Here is a 24,203-nt window from a genome sequence, read left to right on the forward strand (position 1 = left end):
AATATTTAGTTGTAAAAGGTTCTACTCGAAAAAGGGCCAAATGCTGAGTGATTTGAGAAACGAAACACTTACTCCATAATTCGTGTCATTCGTGAATATTAGAATCCATTCGTGTTTCAATAAGTATAAAATCCCTTGCCCGTTTTGCGGCCCAGTTCGCCGGCATCCACTTTTGCTTTTTGCATGGCAGCAGGCGTCAACCTTTCGGGTTTACCCAAAGCTTCCCACACTATTTCGCTGACGCTGTAGTTGATGTCGAGACCGATGAGATCCATGAGTTTGAAAGGGCCCATTTTAAAGCCGGTGGCTTCCATCACTGCATCTACCTGTTCCATGCTGGCGGCGCCGCTCTCTACAAGCCGCATGGCTTCCAAATAGTAAGGCCGTGCTATATGATTAACAATGAAACCCGGCGCATCATTGCAATGCACGGGCACTTTGCCCATGGTTTTGGCTAAGGTATACAACGCATCTACCACATGCTGTGCGGTTTGTTTTCCTTTCACCACTTCCACCAACTTCATGTGGGTAGCAGGGTTGAAAAAATGCATGCCGGCAAAACGTTCGGGATGAACAACCTGCTCTTGCAATTCAGATATCGAAAGCGAAGAAGTGTTGCTGGCAAAAATGCATAGCGAATTGTTCACGGTAGCCAGCTGCTGAAACAGCGCCAGTTTAATAGCTCGTTTTTCTACAATGGCTTCAATCACCACATCGGCTTTACAATCGGCGATGTTGTTGGTAAACAGCAAGCGGTCTTGTACTGCTTGTGCTGCTTCTGTTGTGAGCTTCTGTTTGACTACCAGTTGTTGCAAACTTGCCGCAATGGCAGCCTTACTTTTGTCGAGCATGCTGGTTTGTACATCGTACTGTATGGTACGAAAACCTGCCTGCGCTTGCTACCTGTGCAATGCCACTACCCATGGTACCGGCTCCGCAAATGCAAATCGTTTGTATCTGTGATGTGGGCATTTCTTTCCTTTAAAAATTATACCAATCCATAACTGGTTCCTTTGCCTACCCCGTATGAGTGTAAGTATTGTTGGGCAACCAATGCCGCCAGATGTTTTTTAATAGTTGATCTGTTTGCCTCGGGCAATAAATTGTTGATCTCTCCAATGGTAATTCTGCCACGGTTTTTTGCCAATTCTAATATTTGCAATGAAAGTGCCGGCAGCTTAGCCATTAGCATTTGTTCTTGTTCAATTTTATTCAACAAGTTTTGCTGCTGTAAACGTAAAGCCCGCAAAAAAACAATATCCAAGGTTGCCAATTTGGAGAGGCTGATGTGATATTATTTTGTGTTTGCCGGAGTGCTACATAGTATGCTTGCTTTTGTTGCTCAATTACGGCTTCAAGTGAGCTGTAAGGCGTATACAGATAACCCGATTGTAACAGCAGCAAGTTGGTGAGTATTCTGCTCAATCTTCCGTTGCCATCCTGAAACGGATGAATAGCCAAAAACTCTACTGTAAAAATAGCATTGACCAGAACAGGATGTAGCAACTGTTTACTCAATAGCTCATTGCTCAACTGTATAAGTTGTTGCATTCGCGGTGCTGTATCAAAAGGACCAGCGGTTTCAAAAACGATACCTATGCTTTTACCAGTTGCATCAAATGCTTCTACATGATTGGGTAATTGTTTGTAATTGCCGCGGTGCCATTCATCCTTTGTGCTATACCTGAGCAAATCGCGGTGCAAGTGCTTTATCAGGCTTTCGGACAAATCCATATGTTGATAGTGTTCAAAAATGGTTTGCATCACACCGCTATAGCCAGCTACTTCTTGCTCATCTCTGCTATCAAACTGTTGAATTTGTATGTTCAGCAACAAACGCTCCACTTCTGCATCACTCAGTTTACTTCCTTCTATACGGGTACTACTGCCAATGCTTTCAATTGTAGCCACCTTTTGCATGCGTTGGAGCTTTTCAGGCGCCAGTCGGCCTATGGCTTTCCAGGCACCTTTAAACTCATCTATTGCAGCTATAAGTGCCAGTAATTCCGGGGTAATATGCAGGCTATTGATATTGAGCACTTATCCATATTTATATCCAAAAGTAGCCAAATAAACTTCTATTATCCTAAAACATATCCATAAATAGCCAAATTCTTTACTTAATAAAGGCAGCCGATGGTAGCAATGCTTGGTTCAATTTGTTGATCAGGCAACCAACTATCGCAATGTTTTATCCGCCTTTGTGCTCCTTGTGTGCCTTTGCGCCTTGGTGGTTCAAAACAAAAAAATTCCAGTGCCCACCACCCGTGAACACTGGAACTTTCAAACTCGTCAAACTTGTATTTACGCTCCTGTAAACTGTCGTAAAAAACGCACATCGTTTTCGCTGAACAGGCGCAGGTCTTTTACCTGATACTTGAGCATGGTAATGCGTTCGATACCCATACCAAAGGCAAAGCCGGTGTACTTGTTAGGATCGATGCCGCAGTTTTGCAACACATTGGGATGCACCATACCGCAACCCAAAATTTCTACCCAACCGGTGTGCTTACACACGTTACAGCCCTTGCCACCACAAATGAGGCAGCTGATGTCCATTTCGGCACTGGGCTCGGTAAAGGGAAAATAGCTGGGGCGGAAACGCACTTTCACATCCTGCCCAAACATCTCTTTCACAAAGAAGTAAAGCGTTTGTTTCAGGTCGGCGAAGCTCACGTTTTCGGCTACATACAATCCTTCTACCTGATGAAAGAAGCAGTGTGCACGGGCACTGATGGTTTCGTTGCGGTATACTTTGCCAGGCATAATCAGGCGGATGGGCAGCTTGCCCTTTTCCATTTCCCGAATCTGCACGTTGCTGGTATGCGTACGCAGCAACCACGCTGGGTCCTGGCTGATGTAGAACGTATCCTGCATGTCTCTGGCCGGATGATCTTCGGGCAGGTTGAGGGCACCAAAGTTGTGCCAGTCGTCTTCAATTTCAGGGCCTTCAGCTACGGCAAAACCGAGCCGCTTGAAAATATCGACAATGCGGTTGCGCACCATGCTGATGGGGTGGCGGCTACCCAGTGGCAGCGGATCGCCGGGCAGACTGATATCGTAATCGAAGCTAAACTCAGTATTGCTTTCCAGTGCCGCTTTCAGTGTTTCGAATCGTTCTTCGGCAGCCAGTTTAAAGGCATTCAATATTTGGCCAAACTCCCGCTTCTGCTCGTTGGGCACATTTTTCATTTCGCCCATCAGGGTTTTTACCAACCCCTTGGTACCGAGGTATTGAATACGGAATGCTTCCAGTGCCTCGGCGTTGGGCGCTTCGGCAGCGGCTATATCGGCCTGATGTTGCGCTATTTGTGCTAAAATGTCTGTCATAGGTGGCGGCAAAGATAAGCAGTCGCCAGCGGGAAACAGCCGCAGAACGCAGCCCGATTTCGTTAGCGGCCAAAGAGGGGCAGCTGCACCGGTACAATATTGAAACTCTTGCGGTGGTGGATGCACAAGCCGTGGCTGGCAATGGCCTGCCGATGATCTGCGGTGCCATAACCCTTGTTGCTGGCCCAGTTGTACTGCGGAAAGTCTTGGTGCAAGGCCAGCATGTAGGCATCGCGGTGGGTTTTGGCCAGTATGCTGGCGGCGGCAATGCTGGCATAAGTACCATCGCCTTTTACAAAACATTGGTGCGGTATACCGGGGTAAGGTGTAAAACGATTGCCATCTACCAACAGCAGTTGTGGCGCCACCGCTAATGCAGCCACCGCCGCATGCATAGCCCGGTAGGTGGCCTGCAAAATGTTGATGTTGTCTATCACGGTTTGGTCCATCATTTGCACACTCCAGGCCAGCGCCTCCTGCTCTATAATGGGGCGCAGCAGGTTGCGGTCTTTTTCTTTCAGCTTCTTGCTGTCGTTGAGCAAGGGGTGGGCAAAGCCTGGCGGCAAAATAACTGCGGCCGCAAACACAGGCCCGGCATAGCAACCACGGCCGGCTTCGTCGATGCCGGCTTCCACAATGTCTGGCTGATGATACGGGAGCAACACGGGTTAAAAGTAATGGGCAATGCGTTGTCAATGTGCAAAGGCATCATCATTTGTCCATGCGCATTATTGCAAAATGGCCTTGTGTTAATAGAACTACTTTTGCCCGAATTTGTTTTACTCAGTATATGTCAGTATTAGAGCAAGAGTTGCAGCACAACAACAACAAAGCCGTGTACCGTTGGCTCATGATAGGCCTCGGCATGACCATCATTCAAATTGCCCTCGGCGGCATTACCCGCCTTACGGGTAGTGGCCTCAGCATTACCGAATGGGATGTGGTAACCGGCGCCCTGCCGCCACTCAACGAAGCTGCCTGGCTGCAGGAGTTCGACAAGTACAAGGCCACGCCACAGTTTCGCTTGCTCAATACCGATTTCGATGTGAGTGATTTCAAATTCATTTTTTTCTGGGAATGGTTTCACCGTTTGTGGGCCCGCCTCATTGGCGTAGTGTTTGCCGCAGGCTTCGTTTACTTTTTGGTAAAAAAGCAATTTGAAAAAAACATCATTCGCCCATTGGTGATTTTGTTTGTGCTCGGTGCGCTGCAGGGGTTGGTAGGCTGGATTATGGTGGCCAGTGGTCTCGAAGGCGATGCCGTGTATGTAAAGCCCACCCGGCTGGCATTGCATTTCATTTTTGCACTGGGCCTGCTGAGCTATGTGTATTGGTTTGCGCTACAGCTAAGTGTGGAAGAAAAACACCGCACCAATTGCCGGGCGTTACAAAAAGCTGCATTGTACATTATAGCCGTGCTTACCCTGCAGTTGATTTACGGTGCCCTTATGGCCGGGCACAAAGCGGCTACGGCTGCTGCCACCTGGCCCGATATCAATGGGTATTTAGTACAACCGCCGGGCTTGTACAAAGCCGATCATGGCTGGCTCAATTTCATTGACAATAAAATTATGGTGCACTTTGTGCATCGGGGTTTGGCTTACTTACTGTTTATATTGATTGTATGGTTTGGCTGGAAGGCCAGCCGCCAGTATGGATTGCTGCGCCGCCAATCGTGGTGGCCCATGGTACTTGTATTGGTGCAGGTGCTGCTCGGTATTTTTACCGTGCTCAGCAGCAAAGGCATTGTGCCCAATAGCTGGGGTACTTTTGAGTGGTTGGCTCAGCTGCACCAGCTCACCGGCATGCTCTTGCTGCTGGCAATGGTGCGGATGCTGTACCTTACCAGCGGCATACGCAAGGCAGCACATGCATAACGCTGGTTGTCTTTGTGTGTAAGGAAGTACAAACATGACAACTACAACCATACCCACCAGACACACCGCTAAAAAAAAGCTGAGACGCTATGCACTCGGTACCTGGTTTTCATTGCCGGTACAGTTGTTTTTGCTGCACTTCAAAAAGTATCAGGCACTGTTGTTGATCTGGTACATTTTGTTTGCCACCGTGGGTGGTTCTTTCATGAATAAGTTTGGTGCCCACATGCTCTTTTTGTATCCGGAGTATTTGGGAAAAGTCAATGCCGTTGGCACTTTTTGGGTGGGCTGCGGCTTTGCTGTTTTTCTGATGTGCTGGAACATTACCACCTTTATTTTACACAGCCGGGAGTTTAAATTTTTAGCGGCCACCGCACAGCCTTTTCTGAAGTATTGCATCAACAATGCCATACTGCCACTGCTGTTTATTGTATTCTATTTGGTGCAGGCCATTGAGTTTACTCGTACACAAGAGTTGTTGACTACTGCTAATATTTTGGCCTTGTCGGGTGGGTTTTTAGCCGGTCTTATTTTGGTGTTGCTGATTAGTTTTTTGTACTTCTTTGGTGCCGATAAAACCATTTACAAACGCCTTACGCCGCAAGCCAAAGAAACACTGGCGGTAAAGAAACACCGCCTCCACAATTTTAGGCGACGCAATAAGCAGCGCATTCGGGTAGACTGGTATTTTTCGGCCACGCTGCGGTTGCGGCAGCCACGCAATGTGTCGCACTACGACGATGCTTTTCTCGAACGCATTTTCAGTCAGCATCACTTAGCCGCCATCTTTTCCATCATGCTGGTGTTTGCCTTGCTGGTAGTAGCTGGTTTTTTGCAAGACAATGCCTATTTGCAACTCCCTGCTGCCGGTAGCATCATGGTTTTCTTTGCCATCCTCATTGCTTTGGTAGGTGGGTTTTCTTATTTCATGGGCACCTGGTCGCTGCCGGTGTTGGGTTTGCTGTTTCTTGGATTTAACTACCTATACCAGCAAAACATATTTGACCCCCGCAACAAAGCGTATGGCATTGCCTACAACGATACCACTCATGCCGCTTACAACGAGCAGGCATTGATGCAAGCCAGCGATGCCAAACACATTTCCGCCGATTCTTTACAATACATACAGCTACTCAACAACTGGAAACAACAACAAGGCACCGACAAACCCGTGATGATACTCATAGCCAGCAGTGGGGGCGGCATGCGGGCTGCAACCTTTACCTCGCAAGTATTGCAGCAGTTGGATAGTGCCAGTCGCGGACAATTGTTGCGCCAAACTTTTCTCATGACGGGTGCTTCGGGTGGCATGCTCGGTGCTGCATGGATTCGGGAATTGTACCATCGTCGCCAGCAGAAAATACTCAGCGATAGTGCCGCTGCACAACTGGTGCCGGCTGTGTGGCAAGACCTGCTCAATCCGTTGTTCTCTTCATTCGTTACACGAGATTTAATGGCGCCTGCACAATTCTTTTCGTATGCCGGGCAGCGTTACATCAAAGACCGTGGGTATGCTTTTGAGCAAAAGCTCAACAGCAACACCATGGGCTGGCTCGACAAACCCATGCTGGCGTACAAAACAGCAGAAGCCAGCGGCCAACTGCCCCATATGGTTTTAAACGCCGTGATTACCCGTGATGGCCGCACGGTGTACTTTAGCAATCATCCGGTACGCTTTTTTACCAAACCACAAATGCCGGGGCAACCGCTCTATCCCGATGGCATCGACTTCCATTCCTTTTTTAAAGCACAACAATCCGATAGCCTGCGGTTTTTATCTGCCCTGCGCATGAACGCCACATTCCCTTATGTGCTGCCAAATGTGTGGATGCCTACCTCGCCGGTAATTGATGTAATGGATGCTGGTTTCAGAGACAACACAGGCCTGGAAACGGCTGTCAGATTTATGCAGTTTTTCCGGCAGTGGCTGCACGCCAACTGCAGCAAAGTGCTGATACTGCAAATACGGGATAAACCCGAGGGTGGTTGGGACATGCCGTATGAAAGCAACAACATGTTTGACCTCGTTACCAAGCCGGCCTTGCTCACCCAAAACAACTTGTTTCGGTTTCAGGAGTACGACCAGCTGAAACGACTGGAATTGCTACAACAGCAACAACCCGGATTAATAGAAAGAGTACTGTTTGAATACACGCCCAACAATCAGCAAAGTGCAGCGTCATTGAGCTTTCACCTTACCAGAAGTGAGCAGCAGGATATTGTACTGAGCATACGGCACAGCGGGCATGTACAACGCATTCGCAAAGCCATGCAAAACATGCAAGCCACTAAGGCACCAGCAAATTGATACTGCCCTGCTGCATGGTAAAATCAAGCGATTCTTCTGTTTGTACCGGATCGCCATCGATGTGCAGCGGCGCCAGCTGCAGGTTGCGTACCTGTATGCTTTTGGCCTGATAATACAGCACATGATTTTTGCCAATGGTTTCGGCCAGTGAACGCAGTTTATTGTTGCCCCTTATCTGGCGCATCAATGCAAAAGGCAAACCTGCCTTGGGCATTTTTTGTACAATCACAATATCGAGCAAACCATCGCTGATGCTGGCCAGTGGTGCAATGGTTACATTGTTGCCAAACTGATTGCTGTTGGCCACGCTGATAAAAAATGCATCGGTGAAAAAGCAGAAATTTTCAATGCACACTTCAAACTGATACGGATGCGCTTTGAAAAACTCCACCAGTGTTTTGGTGGTGTAGGTCATGAGGCCCCGCTTGCTGCTGTGCGAAAATTTTTCGGCCACAGCCGCATCAAAACCTATGCCCGCCAGCATGCAGGCAAAATGCCGGTTCACATTAAAGCTGTCCGTTTTGGCCACTTTGCCGCGGCGAATCACATCGTATGCTTGTGCCGGTTTCAATGGCAGTGCTGCCGTTCTGCCCAAGCCGTTGCCGCTACCCACCGGAATAATGCCGAGGTTCATGCGGGTATTGCGTACAGCTGCTGCCACCATGTTTACCGTACCATCGCCACCGCAGGCAATTACATCTGTTGCATCAAATTCTTCGGCCAAATGCTGCAATGAGTATGCGTTGGTATTGGGCGAAGTATGAAAAATATGGTAATCAATTCCGTCGGCATCGGCCTGCTGTCGTATGAACTTTTCGAGCCCGTCTTTGGAGCGGGTTCCTGCTTTAGGGTTGATGACAAAAAAATAGCGACGCCTCATAATACTGTTCATTTACTGCACGGCGGGTAAAGGTAAGCCCGGGGCGTTGGGCCAATTCAGAAAACAATGTCAATTTTCCACTTCAACTCCATCGCTGCACGGCTCACAAATGCGATGTACCTTGCATCCACCATCCCATGAAAAAATTCCTCATCAAAGGGCTAAAAATAACAGGTATCAGTATAGGCTCATTGCTGCTACTGATGTTTGTGCTGCCCATGCTCTTTCCCGAAAAAGTAGCCACACAAATCAAAAGCTGGGCCAATCAAAGTATTGAAGGTGAACTCAACTTTTCAAAAGTGCGGTTGTCTTTCTTCCGGCATTTTCCCAACCTTACACTGAGTTTGTATGACTACTCACTAACAGGCAGTGCGCCTTTTGCCAAAGACACGCTGGCGGCTGGCAAAGAGCTGGCTATGGGCATCAATCTGTTTTCGTTGTTTAAAGAGTCGATTGAAGTCAACAAGTTTTATGTAGATGCTTCCAGGTTCAATATTTTGGTAGACAAAGACGGCAACGCCAACTACAATATTTACAAAAGCGATACCACTGCTACCAGCAATAGCAGCGACACGGCATCGGCACACCTCAATATTGAAGGCATTGTTATCAGCAACAGTCAGCTGTATTACAACGATCAATCGCTGCCCATGCTGCTGCGTATGGACGGCCTCAACTACGAAGGCAATGGCGACTTTGCCCACAGCCAGTTTGAACTGGAATCGGAACTGCAGGCAGATAGTGTAGACTTTATATACGATGGTACTGCCTACATACAACGCAAGCAGCTACGGGCAGCGCTTATTACCGGTATCAATACCTCATCGCTAAGTTTTCGTTTTGCTAAAAACGATATCCTCATCAACAAACTACCTGTTGATTTTTCGGGCAGCATGACCATTGTAGATGATGGCTATGATATTGACATGCATGTGGTATCGGGTACTACCGATTTTGGCAACATCTTTTCTGCCTTGCCACCGGAGTATAACGAATGGTTTGCCAGTACAACATTCAAAGGCCGTTCACAAATCAAACTGGATTTGGAAGGCAAATACCGGGCTGCTCAAAACCTGGCCCCCAACCTGCACATGCACATGTGGGTGAATGACGGACTGATACAACACAAAGCAGCACCTGCCCCGCTAGAACATTTTTATACCGGCATCGATTTCAGCATACCCTCGTTGAATGTAGACAGCATGGAACTGCGTATTGACTCATTGAAATTTTTGCTGCAAGGAAGTCCTACTTTTTTCACCCTCAGTAGCAAGGGTATTCATAAGCCTATGGTAAAAGGGCGGCTCAACAGCCAACTGGATTTATCGTTGCTGGACCAGGCTTTGGGCCTTAGCAATATGGAATTGAAAGGACTGCTAAACATGCAGGCCAATATCAATGGTCGTTTTGATGGCGACAAACAATTGTTTCCTCCCACCAATGCCAGCATTACACTGCGCAATGGTTTTGTACAAACCAGCTACTACCCACAGCCGGTTTCCAATTTGGATGTCGACGTTGCTATTAACGGTCAAAGTGGCACGTACAACGATTTACAAATTCAGCTGAAACCGGTTTCCTTCCAGTTTGAACAACAACCATTTTCACTCACTGCAGATTTACGCAACCTCAATAATGTGGCGTACAACATTGCTGCAAAAGGAACGTTGAATCTCGGCAACTTGTATCAGGTATTCGCCATTCCTGACTATGGTTTTAAAGGCATGCTGAAAGCGGATCTTGCCTTGCAGGGCACACAGACGGATTTGATGGAAGGCCGGTATCAGGCACTCAACAACAAGGGTACACTTGAAGCCATCAACTGGCAATTGCGCAGCCGCGATTATCCCTATCCGTTTGAAGTGCCTACAGCATCGCTGCGTTTCGACAGAGAAAAAGCCTGGCTCAGCAATACACAAATACAATACCGTGGCAACAGCATGATGCTGAGCGGATACGCCAGCAATTTTATTGGTTACTATTTGCAGGGTAGTCCGCTTACCGGCAAGCTAAGTGTACGCAGCAAGAAACTAGTGATAGATGATTTTATGGAGCTCATGCCAGCCGACAGTAGTGCTGCAGCAGACAGCACCACAGCCAGCACCGGTGTAGTGATGCTGCCCCGCAACCTGCGTCTCCAGTTCGATGCAGCGGTAGATGAAATCGTATACGGCCAATCTACCATCCGCCATTTTGGTGGCCAGCTGCAACTGCAGCAAGGCAAGCTCGATATGCGGCAAACCCGCTTTAGTATTGCCGGTGCCAAAGTAAACATGGAAGGCAGCTATGCACCACAGCACAGCAAGAGTGCTCTCTTTACCGCCAAGCTCAAAGCTGATTCTTTCGATGTAAAAAAAGCCTACGATGAAATACCCCTGTTTCGTGAAATGGCCAGTGCGGCGCAGGGTGTGCAGGGCCTGATATCTCTCGATTATGCACTCGATGGCCGTTTAAACGAAACCATGTACCCAGTGATGCCGAGCCTCAAAGGCAGTGGCTACCTGAAACTCGAAAATGTGAAAGTGAAAGGCCAAAAAATTTTGGGTGCCATTAGCAGAAAGACCGGTAAGGATAGTTTGAGCCAGGGTAATATCAAAGCAGTGGTCATCAAGAGCAGCATTACCAACAACATCATGACCATCGAACGCACCAAAATGAAAGTGTTTGGCTTTCGACCCCGATTCGAGGGACAGGTGTCCCTGGATGGCCGTATGAACCTGAAGTTTCGATTGGGCCTGCCACCTTTCGGCATCATTGGCATACCCATGACCATTACCGGTACCAGCGACAAGCCGGTGGTAAAACTGCGCCGGGGCAAAGAGGCCGATGAACTGGAAGAAGAAACTGATGAGGAAGACCTGGAATAAAATCAATGCGACAGGTAGCAGAATTAAACCTCTTGCCTGAAGTTTCATCTACCTTGTACTTGTATTATTGCAACCTTTAATCAAAACATGATTTGTTGTATGAAGCGAATAAACATGCTGTTGATGGGCGTAGCTGCCCTATTAAGTGTTGAGGCTTTTGCCCAACAAAAATTTACTGCTCCCAAAGGGCTCGACATCCGGATTGGCTATGGCGTAGTACCCATGCAAAACATACAGGAAAGTTTTTCCAACGAACTGGTGCCGGAGCTGGCTGATAACAACGCCATTGACCTCAAGAAAAAAGGATCGGGTGTGTTTAGTGCCAGCCTCAACTACCAAACCAAAAGCCGATTTGGTTTTGGTGTAGATGTACTGTATGGCCAAACCCAAAGTGAATTTGCCTATACCAATACATCAAAATCAACGGTAAGCAGTCAGTGGTTTACAGTAATGGCCAAGGGCAGTTTCATGTATTACCGCGATGCATTCAATGTGCCCAATGTTGAACTGTATGGTGCTGCTGCACTGGGTTCCTCTTTCAGAGAAGCAACAGGCACTGTAAACAATGTAGAGAAAAGCAAGAGCATGTCTTACTTCGCTTATCAGTTTACACCATTGGGCGTACGCACTGGCCAAAAAGTAGCTTTTTGGGCAGAACTGGGGTATGGCTACAAAGGCTTACTCAATGCCGGCGTCAGCATCCGATTATAACAAACGTGCTTCGATTTACGACATACAAAAAGCCGCTTCGATGATGAAGCGGCTTTTTATTATTCCAACACCGGACGCAGCCATTTTTCTGCGTACTCAATCGGTTCACCTTTTCGTTTGGCATAGTCTTCCAGTTGGTCGCGTTGTATTTTGCCAATGCCAAAGTACTGGCTTTGCGGATGACTGAAATACCAACCACACACCGATGATGCCGGATACATAGCCATGCTTTCTGTGAGGGTAATGCCTGTGGCTTCACCTGCATTGAGCAATGCAAACAGCTTGTATTTTTCTGTATGATCGGGGCAGGCCGGATAGCCTGGTGCCGGGCGTATGCCCACGTACTCTTCTTTAATCAATTGCTCATTGCTCAGGCTTTCTTGTTGCTGATAGCCCCAGTATTCTTTCCGCACTTTTTCGTGCAGGTATTCTGCAAAGGCTTCTGCCAATCGGTCTGCGAGTGCCTGCAGCATAATCTTGTTGTAATCGTCGTGTTCGGCTTCAAATTTGGCAATCCATTTTTCTAAACCGGCAATGGTAACTGCAAAGGCACCGATATGATCGCCGGGCTCCGGGGCAATATAATCTGCCAATGAAAAGTTGGGCTGGCCTGCTGCTTTTTGTGCCTGCTGGCGCAGGAAGTTGAGCTTGGTGGTTTGATTGTTGTGCTGCAGCAACACATCATCGCCTTCGTTGATGGCGGGCCAAAAACCTACCACGCCTTTTGGTGTGAGCCACTGTTCTGCGGCTACTTTATCCAGCAATGCATTGGCATCGTTGTACAGTTTGGTGGCTTCTGTACCCACTACTTTATCCGTCAGTATTTCAGGGAAGTTGCCATGCATTTCCCAGGCAATAAAAAACGGTTTCCAATCGATGTACGGACGAAGTGTTTCAACCGTAATATCTGTAATTGTTTTAGTGCCAGTAAATGCTGGCGTAGGTGGCGTGTAGCCTTCCCAGTTGATGGGTACTTTGTTTTGCTGCGCTGCAGCCAGTGGCAAATAATTCTTCACCACTTTTTTGGCATGAAAGCTCTCAGCGAGTTTATCATATTCATTGCGCAGGGTATTCAAAAATCCAGATTTGGTATCGTTGTTGAGCAGGCTGCCCGCAACGGTTACACTGCGGCTGGCATCCAACACATGAATTACACCATGGTCGTACTGCGGGGCAATTTTTACAGCAGTGTGCATGCGGCTGGTGGTAGCGCCACCAATAAGCAGCGGCTGCTTCATACCCCGGCGTTTCATTTCGTGGGCTACGTGTACCATTTCATCCAGCGATGGCGTAATCAACCCCGACAAACCAATGATATCGGCACCCACTTTTTGTGCTTCATCCAAAATTTTATCGGTAGGCACCATCACACCCAAATCAACAATGCGATAACCGTTACATGCCAGTACTACACCTACTATGTTTTTACCAATGTCGTGCACATCCCCTTTTACAGTGGCCAACAAAATGGTCGCCACCGCAGAAGTATCAGCATTGTCGGCTTTTTTCTGCTTCAATAAAAGGCGTGAGGTAGGCCACGCTTTTCTTCATCACACGGGCACTTTTGACTACCTGTGGCAAAAACATTTTGCCAGCCCCAAACAAGTCGCCTACCACATTCATGCCATCCATCAGCGGGCCTTCAATTACATCCAGCGGACGGGGCAGCAGTTGGCGGGCTTCTTCTGTATCCGCATCCACATAATCGGTGATGCCGTTTACGAGTGCATGCTTCAATCTTTCGGCCACAGGTGCCAGGCGCCAGGTTTCATCTTTCTTTACTTCCTTGCCCTTTGCTTTTACTGTTTCAGCAAAAGCAATGAGTTTTTCGGTGGCTTCGTTGTTGTCGTTGTTGCGGTTCAGGATGACATCTTCGCATAAATCTCTGAGCGTTGGCTCTATTTCATCGTACACCACCAGCTGGCCGGCGTTTACAATGCCCATGTCCATGCCGGCTTTAATGGCATGGTACAAAAACACACTGTGCATCGCTTCACGAACGTGATCGTTGCCACGGAAAGAAAACGACAGGTTGCTCACACCACCACTTACTTTGGTCAAAGGCATCAGCTGTTTGATGCGGCGGGTAGCCTTGATGAAATCAACCCCATAGTTATTGTGCTCTTCGAGGCCGGTGGCTACGGCAAAAATATTGGGGTCGAAAATGATGTCCTGCGGATCGAAACCCACTTGCTCAGTGAGAATTTTATATGCCCGGTGGCAAATCTCCACTTTTCGATCTTCAGTATCAGCCTGGCCTACTTCGTCGAATGCCATAACAATCACCGCAGCGCCGTAGTCGCGGCAGATGTAGGCCTGTTCTATGAACTTGGCTTCGCCTTCCTTCATCGAAATAGAGTTGACGATGCACTTGCCTTGTACGCATTTCAAACCCGCTTCAATGATCTCAAACTTAGAAGAATCGATCATGATGGGAATGCGGGCTATGTCGGGTTCGCTTTGCAGCAGGTTGAGGAAGGTTACCATGGCCTGTACCCCATCGAGCAGGGCATCGTCCATGTTTACGTCGATGATTTGGGCACCGTTTTCTACCTGCTGGCGGGCTACGCTCAGGGCTTCTTCGTATTTGTTTTCCCGTATGAGACGGGCAAACATTTTGGAACCCGTTACATTGGTTCTTTCACCAACGTTTACAAAGTTCGTTTCGGGCCGAACCACCAAGGGTTCAAGGCCGGCTAAGCGGAGGTATGGTTTGATGACAGTCATTTGATTTATTTTTTGAACCACAAAGACACAAGGAAGGCACTAGGGTCACAAGGATCCATTGATTACCCTTCTTACACCATCTTTGAATAGCGCAGTATTAAAATTGACCAATAAGCCAAGCTTGCAACCCGATAATTTCAGGTAGGTTAAGATTTGTGCCAAATGCACATCGGTCAACATTTCTACTGCTTTTATTTCTACTATTAGTTTGTCTTCTACTATTAAATCGAGCCGATATCCAATGTCCATTTTTACAGATTCGTATACCAGCGGCAATCCCTTTTGTCGTTCTACTTTTAATCCTTCCTGCATCAACTCGTAATGCAAGCATTCTTCATAAGCACTTTCCAACAAACCCGGCCCTAATGCTTTGTGTACTTTAAGGCCAGATTGAAAAACAACGTGTGCAATGGCATCTTCATGCATAATGTGTGATTTTTCTTTGTGTGCTTTGTGCCTTCCTTGTGCCTTGGTGGTTATAGTGCCTTCTCCACTACCGGCACCGCTCTCGGCTTCAGGCTTTTGACGTGCTGGGCTATGTGGCGGATGTGGTCGGGTGTGGTGCCGCAGCAACCGCCTACAATGTTTACATACCCTTCTTTGGCCCACTCTTCTATAAAGTGTGCCGTTTCGTGTGGTTGTTCGTCGTATTCGCCCATGGCGTTGGGCAGGCCGGCATTGGGGTAGGCACTGGTATAGCAGCTGGCAATCTGGCTCAGCTCTTCGATGTGGCTGCGCATTTCTTGCGCCCCCAGAGCACAGTTGAGCCCCACACTCAGCGGACGGGCATGCGCCACACTGGTGTAAAAAGCTTCCAGCGTTTGGCCACTCAGGGTACGGCCGCTGGCATCGGTAATGGTACCGCTGATGCTAATGGGCAGCTCGGGCTTACCGCTGTCGCGGAAATATTTTTTCACCGCTACAATAGCCGCTTTGGCATTGAGGGTATCAAAAATGGTTTCGATGAGGAGCAGATCTACGCCGCCTTCTACCAATGCCTGCACCTGTGTGTAATAGGCTTCCATGGCTTCGTCGAAACTGAGGGCCCGGTAGCCGGGGTTGTTCACATCGGGGCTGAGCGACAAGGTTTTGTTCATGGGGCCAATGGCACCAGCCACAAATTTGGGCGTGGTGTCGCCGGTTTCGGCACGGTATTCTTCAATGGCCTGGCGGGCACACTTGGCAGCGGCAACGTTGAGCTCATGAGCCAGTGCCTCCATGCCGTAATCGGCGAGTGAAACCACCTGGCAGTTGAAGGTGTTGGTTTCAATAATATCGGCACCGGCCTGCAGGTATTGCTTGTGAATGCCCACAATGATGTGCGGCTGTGTAAGGCACAACAGGTCGTTGTTGCCTTTGAGATCGCTGGGCCAATCTTTGAAACGTTCGCCGCGGTAGTCGGCTTCTTCGAGTTTGTGGCGCTGTATCATGGTGCCCATGGCGCCATCAATGACTAAAATGCGTTTGCTGAGTTCTTCGCGTATGTTGCTCATAGTATGTTCAAGTTTGCACTGCCGGTGCAGTGAGTGACACAACCGGTGCTACATAGTAGTACCACTGCTTGTGACCACAGTATTAAAATGCTGAACTATAAACGAGGGAAAATCCGGAGTGGAAGTACACATCGTTTATTAGTTCGGTGAAGATGCTGTTTCGTTTGTGGTGCTTCGACAAGCTCAGCATAGCAAACTACTTACCCAGCAGGCCGAACAATAAACAAATCCGCCTGCCGGATGGCAAAGGTATTGCAAAATGCTGAATGGGCGGGTTTGCTAAAAACGGAAAACCGCTGCCTTGCGACAACGGTTTTTTAAGTTAGGTTACCATTTTGGGGGCTTCGATTTCTTTTTACCACCAATTTGAAACACCCGGCTGATGTTGAAACCAAAATGAATATCGCCACCAAAAAAGTTGCCGGTCGTTTCTGTGAGGAAGGGCTTTTCAGCAATCCCTTGTCCGTTGGTAAAAATCAATTGGAAAACGTGACCACCTGTTTCAATATCAAAACCTATGGCCAGTGAGTTGCGGGTATTGGCAAATTTGTAGTCGCTCAGGTTGTAGTAGTATTCTACATTGAGGCTGGTGCTCTTGGTGAGCTTAAAGCGGCCACCGGCACCGAGTGAAATAATATCGTTGGGATCGGTAGATGTAGGCACAATATTGTAGTGCGTAAATGTAGGCATCAACTGCAGCGACAAACCTTCGGTAAACTTGCGGGCAACTAACAGTTGCATGGTGTAAGCCATACGGTCGGTAAAGTTGGGTTTGTACGGCAGCGAGGCTGCATAGTCATCCGTACGAATCATGCCGGCAGCTACCACGGCCACAGATACGGGCATGCCCGAAGATTTTTGCTCTAAAAATTTGTACTTCACAAATCCATCGAGTTGCTTTTGATAGCTGGTACGGCCAATGCCTACCATCAGCTTATTGGTAATGCCATAATCGAGACCCAAACGAATAAAAGCCTGATCGAGACCAAACATTTCCTTAATGCCACTATTGAGCTTACCAAAGCGATGTTGAATTTTGAAATCGAGTACACCAGCGGGCAAGTTTTCTACACTATGACCGTTTGAAATGCGGGTGGTTTTAAACGTTGCCAACACTACTTCCGGTCCTTTCTTTTCTTCCTTTTTGGTTTCCTGCTCCAGCAGTTTATCCAGGTCTACATCTTGTGCAAATACAGGTGCAGCAAGCAATACAGCAGCAGCAAGCAATATATGTTTCATTGTCGGGTTCAATTCAGGCTTGAAAAAAAGTATAGAAGAGATACGGGCAAATAGCCGGTACAGATGCACCGGCTATTCGATTATTTAAGATTTGTACGGAGCATACTGGCATTTCACGGTTACTTCTATTTCCTGCGCAATTTTTGCCGAAGAAAAAGAAGGTACATCAATACCAAAATCGCTACGCTTTACCATAAACACTGCGTTTACAGCAGGCACACCTCCTTTGATGGTAATGGTGCCGGGCACAGTAATGTTTTTGGTCACTCCATGCATGGTCATGGCACCGCTTACCTCTACTTTATAAGTACCGTCTTTTTTAAAATCAACAGCTTTTGTATTGACGATGCTGCCTTTGAATTCTGCTTTCGGAAACTGATCGCTGTTCATGTAGTTGGCATCGTTGAAGTGATCTTGCATAGATGCTTTAGGAAATCGAAATCCTTTGATGAGCAACTGAAAACGAAACTCACCTTTTGCTCCATCTATAAATGAAACTACTTCGTTGTTTTCTGCTTTGATGTCTTCAATAGCGGTGTGAGAGAAAAAACTGACAGCACCTGTTTTGGTAAACCATACTTGAGCAAATAAGCTTTGTGCAGCCAGTACAATACTAGCAGTGAGCAATACTTTTTTCATGTGTTCTTATTTTTTGGAGTTGGAATGAAAGAATGGTGATTAGTTGTTGAGAGCTCCGGCATTTACCCAGGCTTTTATCACGGCTATTTCGCAGGCAGGAAGCTGCGGAGTGCCCTGGGGCATAGGTTTAAAGCCAGCAGTATGTGCAATGGAGCCTACCAGCTTGCCATTGCCGGCTTGTATTTTCACCGCCGCATAAGTATCGAGTTTGATGCCTGCACCAGCCGCCGCCGTACCGCCATGGCAGAGGTTGCATTTGCTATTGAGCAGGGGCAATACTTTGGCACTGAAAGTGGCACCGGTAGTATCGCAGGCAGTAGAAGGAGGATATACAATATCAGCCTTATCGTAGTAGCATGATGAAAAGGATAACACAGCCAAACCCATCATCAGCACCAATAAAAATTTATACTTCATAAATACGCAATCGTTTAATTGTTGAGGGCGCCGGCATCCACCCATTTTTTTATCGTGGCCAGCTGGCAACTGTTGAGCTTGTAGCCTTGTGGCATACCCGAAAAACCTGTGAGGTAATTGATGGAACCCATAAGCCGGCCGTTGGTAACAGCGGCTTTCACACCTGCATGGGTGGAGAAGTTGTATCCACCACTGGCCAGCGCATTGCTATGGCAACCAAGGCAAGCCGTGTTGATGATGGGTGCAACAGATTTGCTGTAAGTAACAGTAGCCGTGTCGCATTTGGTGGTGTTACATCCCGTGGTGTTTTTAGCACCTTCATTTATCCATTTGGCCACCAAACTAATTTGGGCGGTGGTAAATCCTGCGTTGGGCGGTGGCGGCATGCGGTCGCTGCCGCTCTTCAGCAATACTTCAAAAATTTTACTGCCCGATGCATTGCCCGCTTTCACGCCTTTCTTTATGATGTTGTTGTAGCTGTCGAGAATGTAGCCTTCTTCATGTGTGGTCGCATCATGACAACCCGAACGGGCACAGCCCGAACTCAGCAAGGGTAAAATATCGGTTTCGAAACAAACCGCTCCATTGGCTCCGGAGCCAACAGTAGTAGTATCGCCAGGCCCACCAGTGCCGATGGTTGCCAGATAGGGGTCGTGTTTACAACTATACAGGGCCGATACCAATAGCAGGCAGGCCAGCAGGGTGCGCCAGTTTTTCATACTCAAATGGGTTATTGTCGGATCAAAAAAGACTACTTGTCCATGTAGCAGTCGATGACCACCACATCCATCAAAAAGCCTGTACAAATGCCCCTTACAGTTACGGTGCTACCTACTGCGGCGGATGACGGCTCTTTCATGGTACACTGTACCCCAAACATGGGGTCGCTGGTTTTGAGTGTGAGTACCTGTTGCTGTTCCTGATTGGTTTGTACCTGCGTTACTTCGCCGGTTACGGCCACGGCTTTGTCCAGATAGTTGGCGTTGGCCTGGGTTTCGTTGTTGGTGTATGCATCGAACAAAGCCTGGGCCTGCACGGCTATGGCAGTCTCCTCTTTTACATCACGCTGCGGCTTGTTCCATACCAAATACGCATAAACCATGCCAATAGTAAACAGTACTGCGCCCAGTATTAATATGGTCCTGATATATTTTTTCTTCATCATAGTAAAATGGTTTTCCGAATGATCCATTCGTTTTACCAACCATAGGTACGCATAGTTTGGTACATATAGTTGCTGCTAAACTGCAAGAAATACTTGCCGCCACCTACATCAGCCCTCCGAAGCGGGAAAGCGGACTACCGAAACGGGAATTATAGAACTTGAAAAAATGGATGGATTTAACCCAACCGGGAAAAACCGGCACCGAACCGGTACTTACTGGCGTACAAAGTTTTCGACCGGCAGGCGGTTTTGCAGGCTGCGGGCCAGGGTCATTTCATCGGCATATTCCAGTTCGCCGCCAAAGGCAATGCCTCTTGAAATAGCAGTGACTTTCACTGGCAAGTGGGCCAGTTTTTTCTGGATGAAATAAATGCTGGTGTCGCCCTGTATGTTGGGGTTGAGGGCAAAAATGATTTCGCTGACGTTGTTGTTGCTGGCTCTTTGTATCAGGGTTTCAATGTTCAGCTGATCGGGGCCAATGCCATCGAGTGGCGAAATAACGCCGCCCAACACATGGTAAGTGCCGTTGTATTGCTGCGTGGCTTCTATGGCCATTACATCGCGGATGCTTTCTACCACACAAATCAAATCTTGCCGGCGGGCAGGTGTAGCGCAAATGTTGCACAGGGCATGGTCGCTTACATTGTGGCACTGCTGGCAAAACTGAATTTCCCGCCGCATTTTGCTGATTGTTTCGGCAAACATGTCTACCTGTGCAGGCTCGGTTTTGAGCAAATGCAATACCAACCGCAGGGCTGTTTTTTTGCCAATACCCGGCAGCCGCGAAAACTCGGCCACTGCATTTTCCAATAAGGTAGATGAGAAATTCATGAATTGGGCCGCAAGATAAGTTGAATTGGTAGCAAGTTTTTTAACCACTGAGGGAAAGGAGGTCGGCTCAGAGTAACATGGAGGATTTTTTTGAACCACGAAGACACGAAGGACACACTAGGAGCACAAAGAGCTTATTGGAGTTTGCGGTTGGCAGTAGGCAATTTTCAGGACATCCGTTCAACACCTGCAAACTGCTAACTCCTTTACCTTAACCTCGGCCTTTGGCCTTGTGCTTTCAGCCTTACGCCTACAGCTCAATATCAAACTCATTTTCCCAGCCGGCCTTGATGCTGAATTTTTGCTCAATGGCCAGCACCACTTCGGGTTGTATTTTTTTCCAGTAGTCGCCGGTATCCCATTTGCCGTTTTGGTTGGCATCGTACAAAATGCGGAGCACATATTCACCAGGCTTAAACAGCGGTATGTTTACTTTATTGCTGGTAAGCACGGTGGTTTGTACCACTTGCTCTGCTTCTACCCATTGCAGCACAGGGTGCAGCGCCAGGTTGATACCCGTGAGATTGATTTTAAGAGAACCATATTCCCGTTCGCTTTTGGTTTTAAAGAGCACGGTATCGGTCTTTGTATTGATGTTGCCCGCTGTATCGGTAGCAAAACCTTTGGCAATGCGCAGCATGAAAAATTCATTTTCCTTCCAAGGGTATTGCAGCACTACCCGGTTTTGTGCTGTATCCAGCGTAAGCTTGTAGTTCGTTTTGGCTACAGCATTGGTATCGGCCAGCATGAGTTTGCTGCTATCAATGCGGGCAATTTTTTTGGTAAACTTAAACTCGAAAGAGCTAAGCAAATCTTGCGGCATGTTTTCATTGGCCGAAGTGTTGATGAGTACATTTTTATCAACTTTCTGGCGGTTGGGCGCATTGTTGCCTTCCTGATTGTTGCTGCCTGCTGTGCTGGTTTTGGGCGGTTCTTTTTCTGCAGCAAAAGCCCGCAACTCTACCGGTGCCGGATTGGTACCCGTGGCAATCATACTATCGTTAAACGCAAACATGGTGCGGTTGCTGCTGTAGCGGCGCATGCCTTCATCTTTCAATGCAAAAATGTAGAAGCGGCCGGGCGGCATTTGTTCAAACCGAAACTCGCCCTTGCCATTGGGCTTGGTGATAAAGCGAGGTTTGATTTTGGCCACCGCCGAATCGTCGGGGTCGCTGTGCAGCAAAATGGACAAAGTGCTGTCGGGCAAGCCGGTTTCGGCATTGATTACAGTGCCACTGAGCTGCAGGCTATCGATATAGCTGCCCGTGCTGAAAACATATTTGAAATTGCGCAGCGGGTTCGATTCGTTTACATCTTTTATGGCATTGCCAAACTGAAAACTGTAGGTAGTGTTGGGTTGCAGTGTATCCCGCACTTTGATGTACACGTGACGCAGCCGGCCGGTAATATCGGGGGTGCGGTCGAAGGGTGGGTTTACAATCAGCTCCTGCTGCAGGTTGTCGAGCTGTATGTATTCATCAAACTCCAATTCAATATTGGCCCCTTTAAACTGCGTGGCCATGTTCACCGGAGTGGCTTTGATGAGCACCGGCGGCAATGAGTCTTTGGGCCCACCAGTAGGCGGAATGATATTGGCACAGCCGGGTACCAAAGTAGCCCATGCTGCCAGGGCCGGCAACAGCAACAGCCATTTGTAAGAAGAAAATGCTTTGTACATGCAGGTTGCAAACTTACAGGTGTACGCAATGCCAAGGCCTGCTTGCAAAATGTGAAAAATCGTTGCCCGGCCTTTTTGTCGATTTAACGTAGGCAGTTTGCAACATTCACGAACATGGTTTGTATTTACTATATGTCGAAAGTATACTCTCTGAAAACCGTGCAGTACATGCCCATCAGCCTCGAGCAGGCGTGGGATTTTTTTAGCAAACCTGACAACCTGAAAGACATTACGCCCAACAACCTGGGCTTTGTTATCCGCAGCAAGCACCATGGCCCCCGCATGTATGCCGGCCAGGTGATTGAATATACCGTGAGCCCGGTGCTGGGCATACCGCTCTACTGGATGACGGAAATAACCCATGTGCAAGACAAGCAGTTTTTTGTAGATGAGCAACGCTTTGGCCCCTACAGCCTGTGGCACCACCAGCACCATTTTGAAGCAGTGGAAGGCGGGGTAAAAATGACCGACATTGTACACTACAAACTACCGCTGTGGTGGCTGGGCGATTTGGCCAATCTGCTGTTTGTAAAAGCACAGCTACGCCAAATTTTTAGCTTCCGTTTTCAAAAAACCGCCGAGCTGTTTGGCGCCTGGCCGGGCCAAAAAGTGGATGTACAGTTTTACTAATCACCTGCATATACCGCAATAAAAAAGGGTTGACGCTGCAAAACGTCAACCCTTTTTCTATTCCTCATTACATTAACCTGGAATGCGGCTGATGTAGCTGTTGAGTTTCTTGATTTGCTCTACCACGTCTTTGTTGGTAGGCTTTTGCTCCTTGGCCTTTCTAAACATGTCTTTGGCGGCCCGCAGGCTGCGCATGTCGCCTTTGTTCATGTATATCTGGCACATCTGCAGGTAGGCCATCGCAGCACCATCGGCATCAGGAATGCCGGCACGGAGGGCTGCACGAATGTAGTTTTCTCCCTGCTTCAAATCGCCACGCTGCATGGCCAGCATGCCCAGCTGCAACTTGTTGGCACCTTCAGCTTCGGCCATAGGCATACCCAGTTGTTCGCTGCGCTTCATGTGCTCTTCAGCACCTTTAAAGTCTTGGCGCATCATGGCCATTTGTCCTTTCAGTGTATAGTAGGCGCTGCGGATGGGCTTGTACAGCAGGTTGGGAAACCAAATCATACTCAGCACCTTTTCAGCACCTTCCATATCGCCGGCCTCAATGTACTCCTGAATGAGGCGCATGGGGCCAATAAAGAAATGGCTGGCAATAGCAATTACCGCCAGTAAGTACAACACGAAAGAAGGCCAGAAGCCGGAATACACATTGACGAAAATGGCCAGCGCCAAGGCTACCAATCCCAACCAAAACCGATACCGCAACAGCCAGTTATAAAACTTCATATTTTTTTCTTTTGGGGTGGCAAAGATAACAGCTTGCACCACTTGTGGCTCATTGCTGATCGTTTACTTCAATCCAGTAGCCATCGGGGTCTTGCAGGTATACCTGCTTTACGCCATCGGGGCGCAGGGTATAGCGGTTTTTCTCTCCCGCCCAGTTTTCAAAAGCCATGCCTGCTTTTTGCAGTTTGGCTATGAACGCATCCACCGATGCTACTGAAAAGCACAGGTGGCTTTCCTTGATACTCACCGGAATTTTACTGCCCTGAATGAGGTGCAACGCCCCCTGCTCCGATACTTTGAGCCATACATGTCGGCCATCATGGAAAGGCTCGGGAATGGTATCGAGCCCCAGCAAATGCTGGTAAAAGGCGGCGCTTTTGCCCAAATCTTTCACGGTAAAAGCGATATGGTTGAAGCGGGTGGGCTTGAGGGCAGGAGCATTTTGCGCCAGCAGCTGCTGGCTGCAGAGCAAGAGGCAGAGCAATAAAAAACGGAACATATAAGATGGATTTGGGTTGAAAGTAAGCCCATTGGCAGCAGTTTCTGCATTTCTATTAATTTCGCCGCGAGGTAAAACCGGCCCGGTAGTTCAATGGATAGAATAGGAGTTTCCTAAACTCTAGATACAAGTTCGATTCTTGTCCGGGCTACTACAAAAAACCGCTGCAGTATCATAGCAG

The 24,203-nt window shown here is 48.1% G+C and carries 24 protein-coding genes and 1 tRNA gene; 6 read left to right on the forward strand and 19 right to left on the reverse strand.

Annotated elements, in window-relative coordinates:
- Positions 1-116: 116 nt before the first annotated feature.
- The 5 genes from GLV81_RS18015 to GLV81_RS18030 form a co-directional block, all read right to left on the reverse strand.
- The gene (locus tag GLV81_RS18015) at positions 117-851 is read right to left on the reverse strand and encodes a 3-hydroxyacyl-CoA dehydrogenase family protein (RefSeq protein WP_246186111.1); all 735 of its coding nucleotides are present in this window, start codon (positions 849-851) and stop codon (positions 117-119) included.
- A 137-nt stretch (positions 852-988) separates the two neighbouring features.
- A complete protein-coding gene (locus tag GLV81_RS19645; RefSeq protein WP_197428741.1) occupies positions 989-1,216 on the reverse strand; it encodes a hypothetical protein in 228 nt (75 codons plus the stop codon).
- Positions 1,213-2,040: a Fic family protein gene (locus GLV81_RS18020; protein WP_197428742.1), complete on the reverse strand. Its 828-nt coding sequence runs from the start codon at positions 2,038-2,040 to the stop codon at positions 1,213-1,215. The genes GLV81_RS19645 and GLV81_RS18020 overlap by 4 nt, the downstream gene beginning before the upstream one ends.
- Before the next feature lie 264 nt (positions 2,041-2,304).
- Positions 2,305-3,330 carry a phenylalanine--tRNA ligase subunit alpha gene (gene pheS / locus GLV81_RS18025; RefSeq protein WP_157480264.1) on the reverse strand — a complete coding sequence of 342 codons (1,026 nt, stop codon included), beginning with the start codon at positions 3,328-3,330 and terminating at the stop codon, positions 2,305-2,307.
- Between the two features lie 62 nt (positions 3,331-3,392).
- Entirely contained in the window at positions 3,393-3,995 is a 603-nt protein-coding gene (locus GLV81_RS18030) for a ribonuclease HII (RefSeq protein WP_157480266.1), read from the reverse strand.
- Positions 3,996-4,120: 125 nt separating this feature from the next.
- On the opposite strand from GLV81_RS18030, the gene GLV81_RS18035 reads away from it, so the two are divergent.
- Complete coding sequence (locus tag GLV81_RS18035; RefSeq protein WP_157480268.1) at positions 4,121-5,206, forward strand: COX15/CtaA family protein; 1,086 nt, start codon at positions 4,121-4,123, stop codon at positions 5,204-5,206.
- Positions 5,207-5,240: 34 nt separating this feature from the next.
- Positions 5,241-7,514 (forward strand): hypothetical protein, encoded by a 2,274-nt coding sequence (locus GLV81_RS18040; protein WP_157480270.1) that lies wholly within the window; start codon positions 5,241-5,243, stop codon positions 7,512-7,514.
- Here GLV81_RS18040 and GLV81_RS18045 read toward each other — a convergent pair.
- Positions 7,495-8,394 carry a diacylglycerol/lipid kinase family protein gene (locus tag GLV81_RS18045; RefSeq protein ID WP_197428743.1) on the reverse strand — a complete coding sequence of 300 codons (900 nt, stop codon included), beginning with the start codon at positions 8,392-8,394 and terminating at the stop codon, positions 7,495-7,497. The two genes, GLV81_RS18040 and GLV81_RS18045, sit on opposite strands and share 20 nt — an antisense overlap.
- 137 nt (positions 8,395-8,531) lie before the next feature.
- Here GLV81_RS18045 and GLV81_RS18050 point away from each other — a divergent pair, with 137 nt between their 5' ends.
- A complete protein-coding gene (locus tag GLV81_RS18050; RefSeq protein WP_157480274.1) occupies positions 8,532-11,261 on the forward strand; it encodes an AsmA family protein in 2,730 nt (909 codons plus the stop codon).
- A 99-nt stretch (positions 11,262-11,360) separates the two neighbouring features.
- A complete protein-coding gene (locus tag GLV81_RS18055) occupies positions 11,361-11,972 on the forward strand; it encodes an outer membrane beta-barrel protein (protein WP_197428744.1) in 612 nt (203 codons plus the stop codon).
- Between the two features lie 59 nt (positions 11,973-12,031).
- On the opposite strand, the gene GLV81_RS21810 is transcribed toward GLV81_RS18055, so the two are convergent.
- From GLV81_RS21810 to GLV81_RS18105, 11 genes are all read right to left on the reverse strand, one after another.
- A complete protein-coding gene (locus GLV81_RS21810) occupies positions 12,032-13,489 on the reverse strand; it encodes a vitamin B12 dependent-methionine synthase activation domain-containing protein (RefSeq protein ID WP_246186112.1) in 1,458 nt (485 codons plus the stop codon).
- A complete protein-coding gene (locus GLV81_RS21815; protein ID WP_246186113.1) occupies positions 13,461-14,699 on the reverse strand; it encodes a dihydropteroate synthase in 1,239 nt (412 codons plus the stop codon). Before GLV81_RS21815 ends, GLV81_RS21810 begins: the two co-directional genes overlap by 29 nt.
- A 45-nt stretch (positions 14,700-14,744) precedes the next feature.
- On the reverse strand, positions 14,745-15,125 hold the full coding sequence (locus GLV81_RS18065; RefSeq protein ID WP_157480278.1) for a GxxExxY protein: 381 nt from the start codon (positions 15,123-15,125) through the stop codon (positions 14,745-14,747).
- Positions 15,126-15,175: 50 nt separating this feature from the next.
- Positions 15,176-16,192 (reverse strand): homocysteine S-methyltransferase family protein, encoded by a 1,017-nt coding sequence (locus GLV81_RS18070; RefSeq protein WP_157480280.1) that lies wholly within the window; start codon positions 16,190-16,192, stop codon positions 15,176-15,178.
- Positions 16,193-16,519: 327 nt separating this feature from the next.
- The gene (locus tag GLV81_RS18075; RefSeq protein WP_157480281.1) at positions 16,520-17,431 is read right to left on the reverse strand and encodes a DUF5777 family beta-barrel protein; all 912 of its coding nucleotides are present in this window, start codon (positions 17,429-17,431) and stop codon (positions 16,520-16,522) included.
- 84 nt (positions 17,432-17,515) lie between these two features.
- On the reverse strand, positions 17,516-18,070 hold the full coding sequence (locus GLV81_RS18080; RefSeq protein WP_157480282.1) for a YceI family protein: 555 nt from the start codon (positions 18,068-18,070) through the stop codon (positions 17,516-17,518).
- A 39-nt stretch (positions 18,071-18,109) separates the two neighbouring features.
- Complete coding sequence (locus GLV81_RS18085) at positions 18,110-18,487, reverse strand: hypothetical protein (protein ID WP_157480283.1); 378 nt, start codon at positions 18,485-18,487, stop codon at positions 18,110-18,112.
- A 14-nt stretch (positions 18,488-18,501) separates the two neighbouring features.
- On the reverse strand, positions 18,502-19,206 hold the full coding sequence (locus tag GLV81_RS18090; RefSeq protein ID WP_157480284.1) for a hypothetical protein: 705 nt from the start codon (positions 19,204-19,206) through the stop codon (positions 18,502-18,504).
- A gap of 32 nt (positions 19,207-19,238) precedes the next feature.
- Positions 19,239-19,652, reverse strand: coding sequence for an OB-fold protein (locus tag GLV81_RS18095; RefSeq protein WP_197428745.1), 414 nt, complete (start codon positions 19,650-19,652; stop codon positions 19,239-19,241).
- 213 nt (positions 19,653-19,865) lie between these two features.
- Positions 19,866-20,483: a recombination mediator RecR gene (gene recR / locus GLV81_RS18100; RefSeq protein ID WP_157480287.1), complete on the reverse strand. Its 618-nt coding sequence runs from the start codon at positions 20,481-20,483 to the stop codon at positions 19,866-19,868.
- Positions 20,484-20,733: 250 nt separating this feature from the next.
- Positions 20,734-22,161: an Ig-like domain-containing domain gene (locus GLV81_RS18105; RefSeq protein ID WP_197428746.1), complete on the reverse strand. Its 1,428-nt coding sequence runs from the start codon at positions 22,159-22,161 to the stop codon at positions 20,734-20,736.
- 114 nt (positions 22,162-22,275) lie between these two features.
- On the opposite strand from GLV81_RS18105, the gene GLV81_RS18110 reads away from it, so the two are divergent.
- Positions 22,276-22,791 carry an SRPBCC family protein gene (locus GLV81_RS18110; protein ID WP_246186114.1) on the forward strand — a complete coding sequence of 172 codons (516 nt, stop codon included), beginning with the start codon at positions 22,276-22,278 and terminating at the stop codon, positions 22,789-22,791.
- A 72-nt stretch (positions 22,792-22,863) separates the two neighbouring features.
- Here GLV81_RS18110 and GLV81_RS18115 read toward each other — a convergent pair whose 3' ends face one another.
- Together GLV81_RS18115 and GLV81_RS18120 are read right to left on the reverse strand one after the other, a co-directional pair.
- On the reverse strand, positions 22,864-23,523 hold the full coding sequence (locus GLV81_RS18115) for a tetratricopeptide repeat protein (protein WP_157480291.1): 660 nt from the start codon (positions 23,521-23,523) through the stop codon (positions 22,864-22,866).
- A 49-nt stretch (positions 23,524-23,572) separates the two neighbouring features.
- Complete coding sequence (locus GLV81_RS18120) at positions 23,573-24,022, reverse strand: VOC family protein (protein ID WP_157480293.1); 450 nt, start codon at positions 24,020-24,022, stop codon at positions 23,573-23,575.
- A 79-nt stretch (positions 24,023-24,101) separates the two neighbouring features.
- On the opposite strand from GLV81_RS18120, the gene GLV81_RS18125 reads away from it, so the two are divergent.
- Positions 24,102-24,173, forward strand: a tRNA-Arg gene (locus GLV81_RS18125).
- The last annotated feature ends 30 nt before the right edge of the window (positions 24,174-24,203 follow it).

Origin of the sequence: Phnomibacter ginsenosidimutans (assembly GCF_009740285.1) — a bacterium.
Lineage (GTDB): Bacteria > Bacteroidota > Bacteroidia > Chitinophagales > Chitinophagaceae > Phnomibacter > Phnomibacter ginsenosidimutans.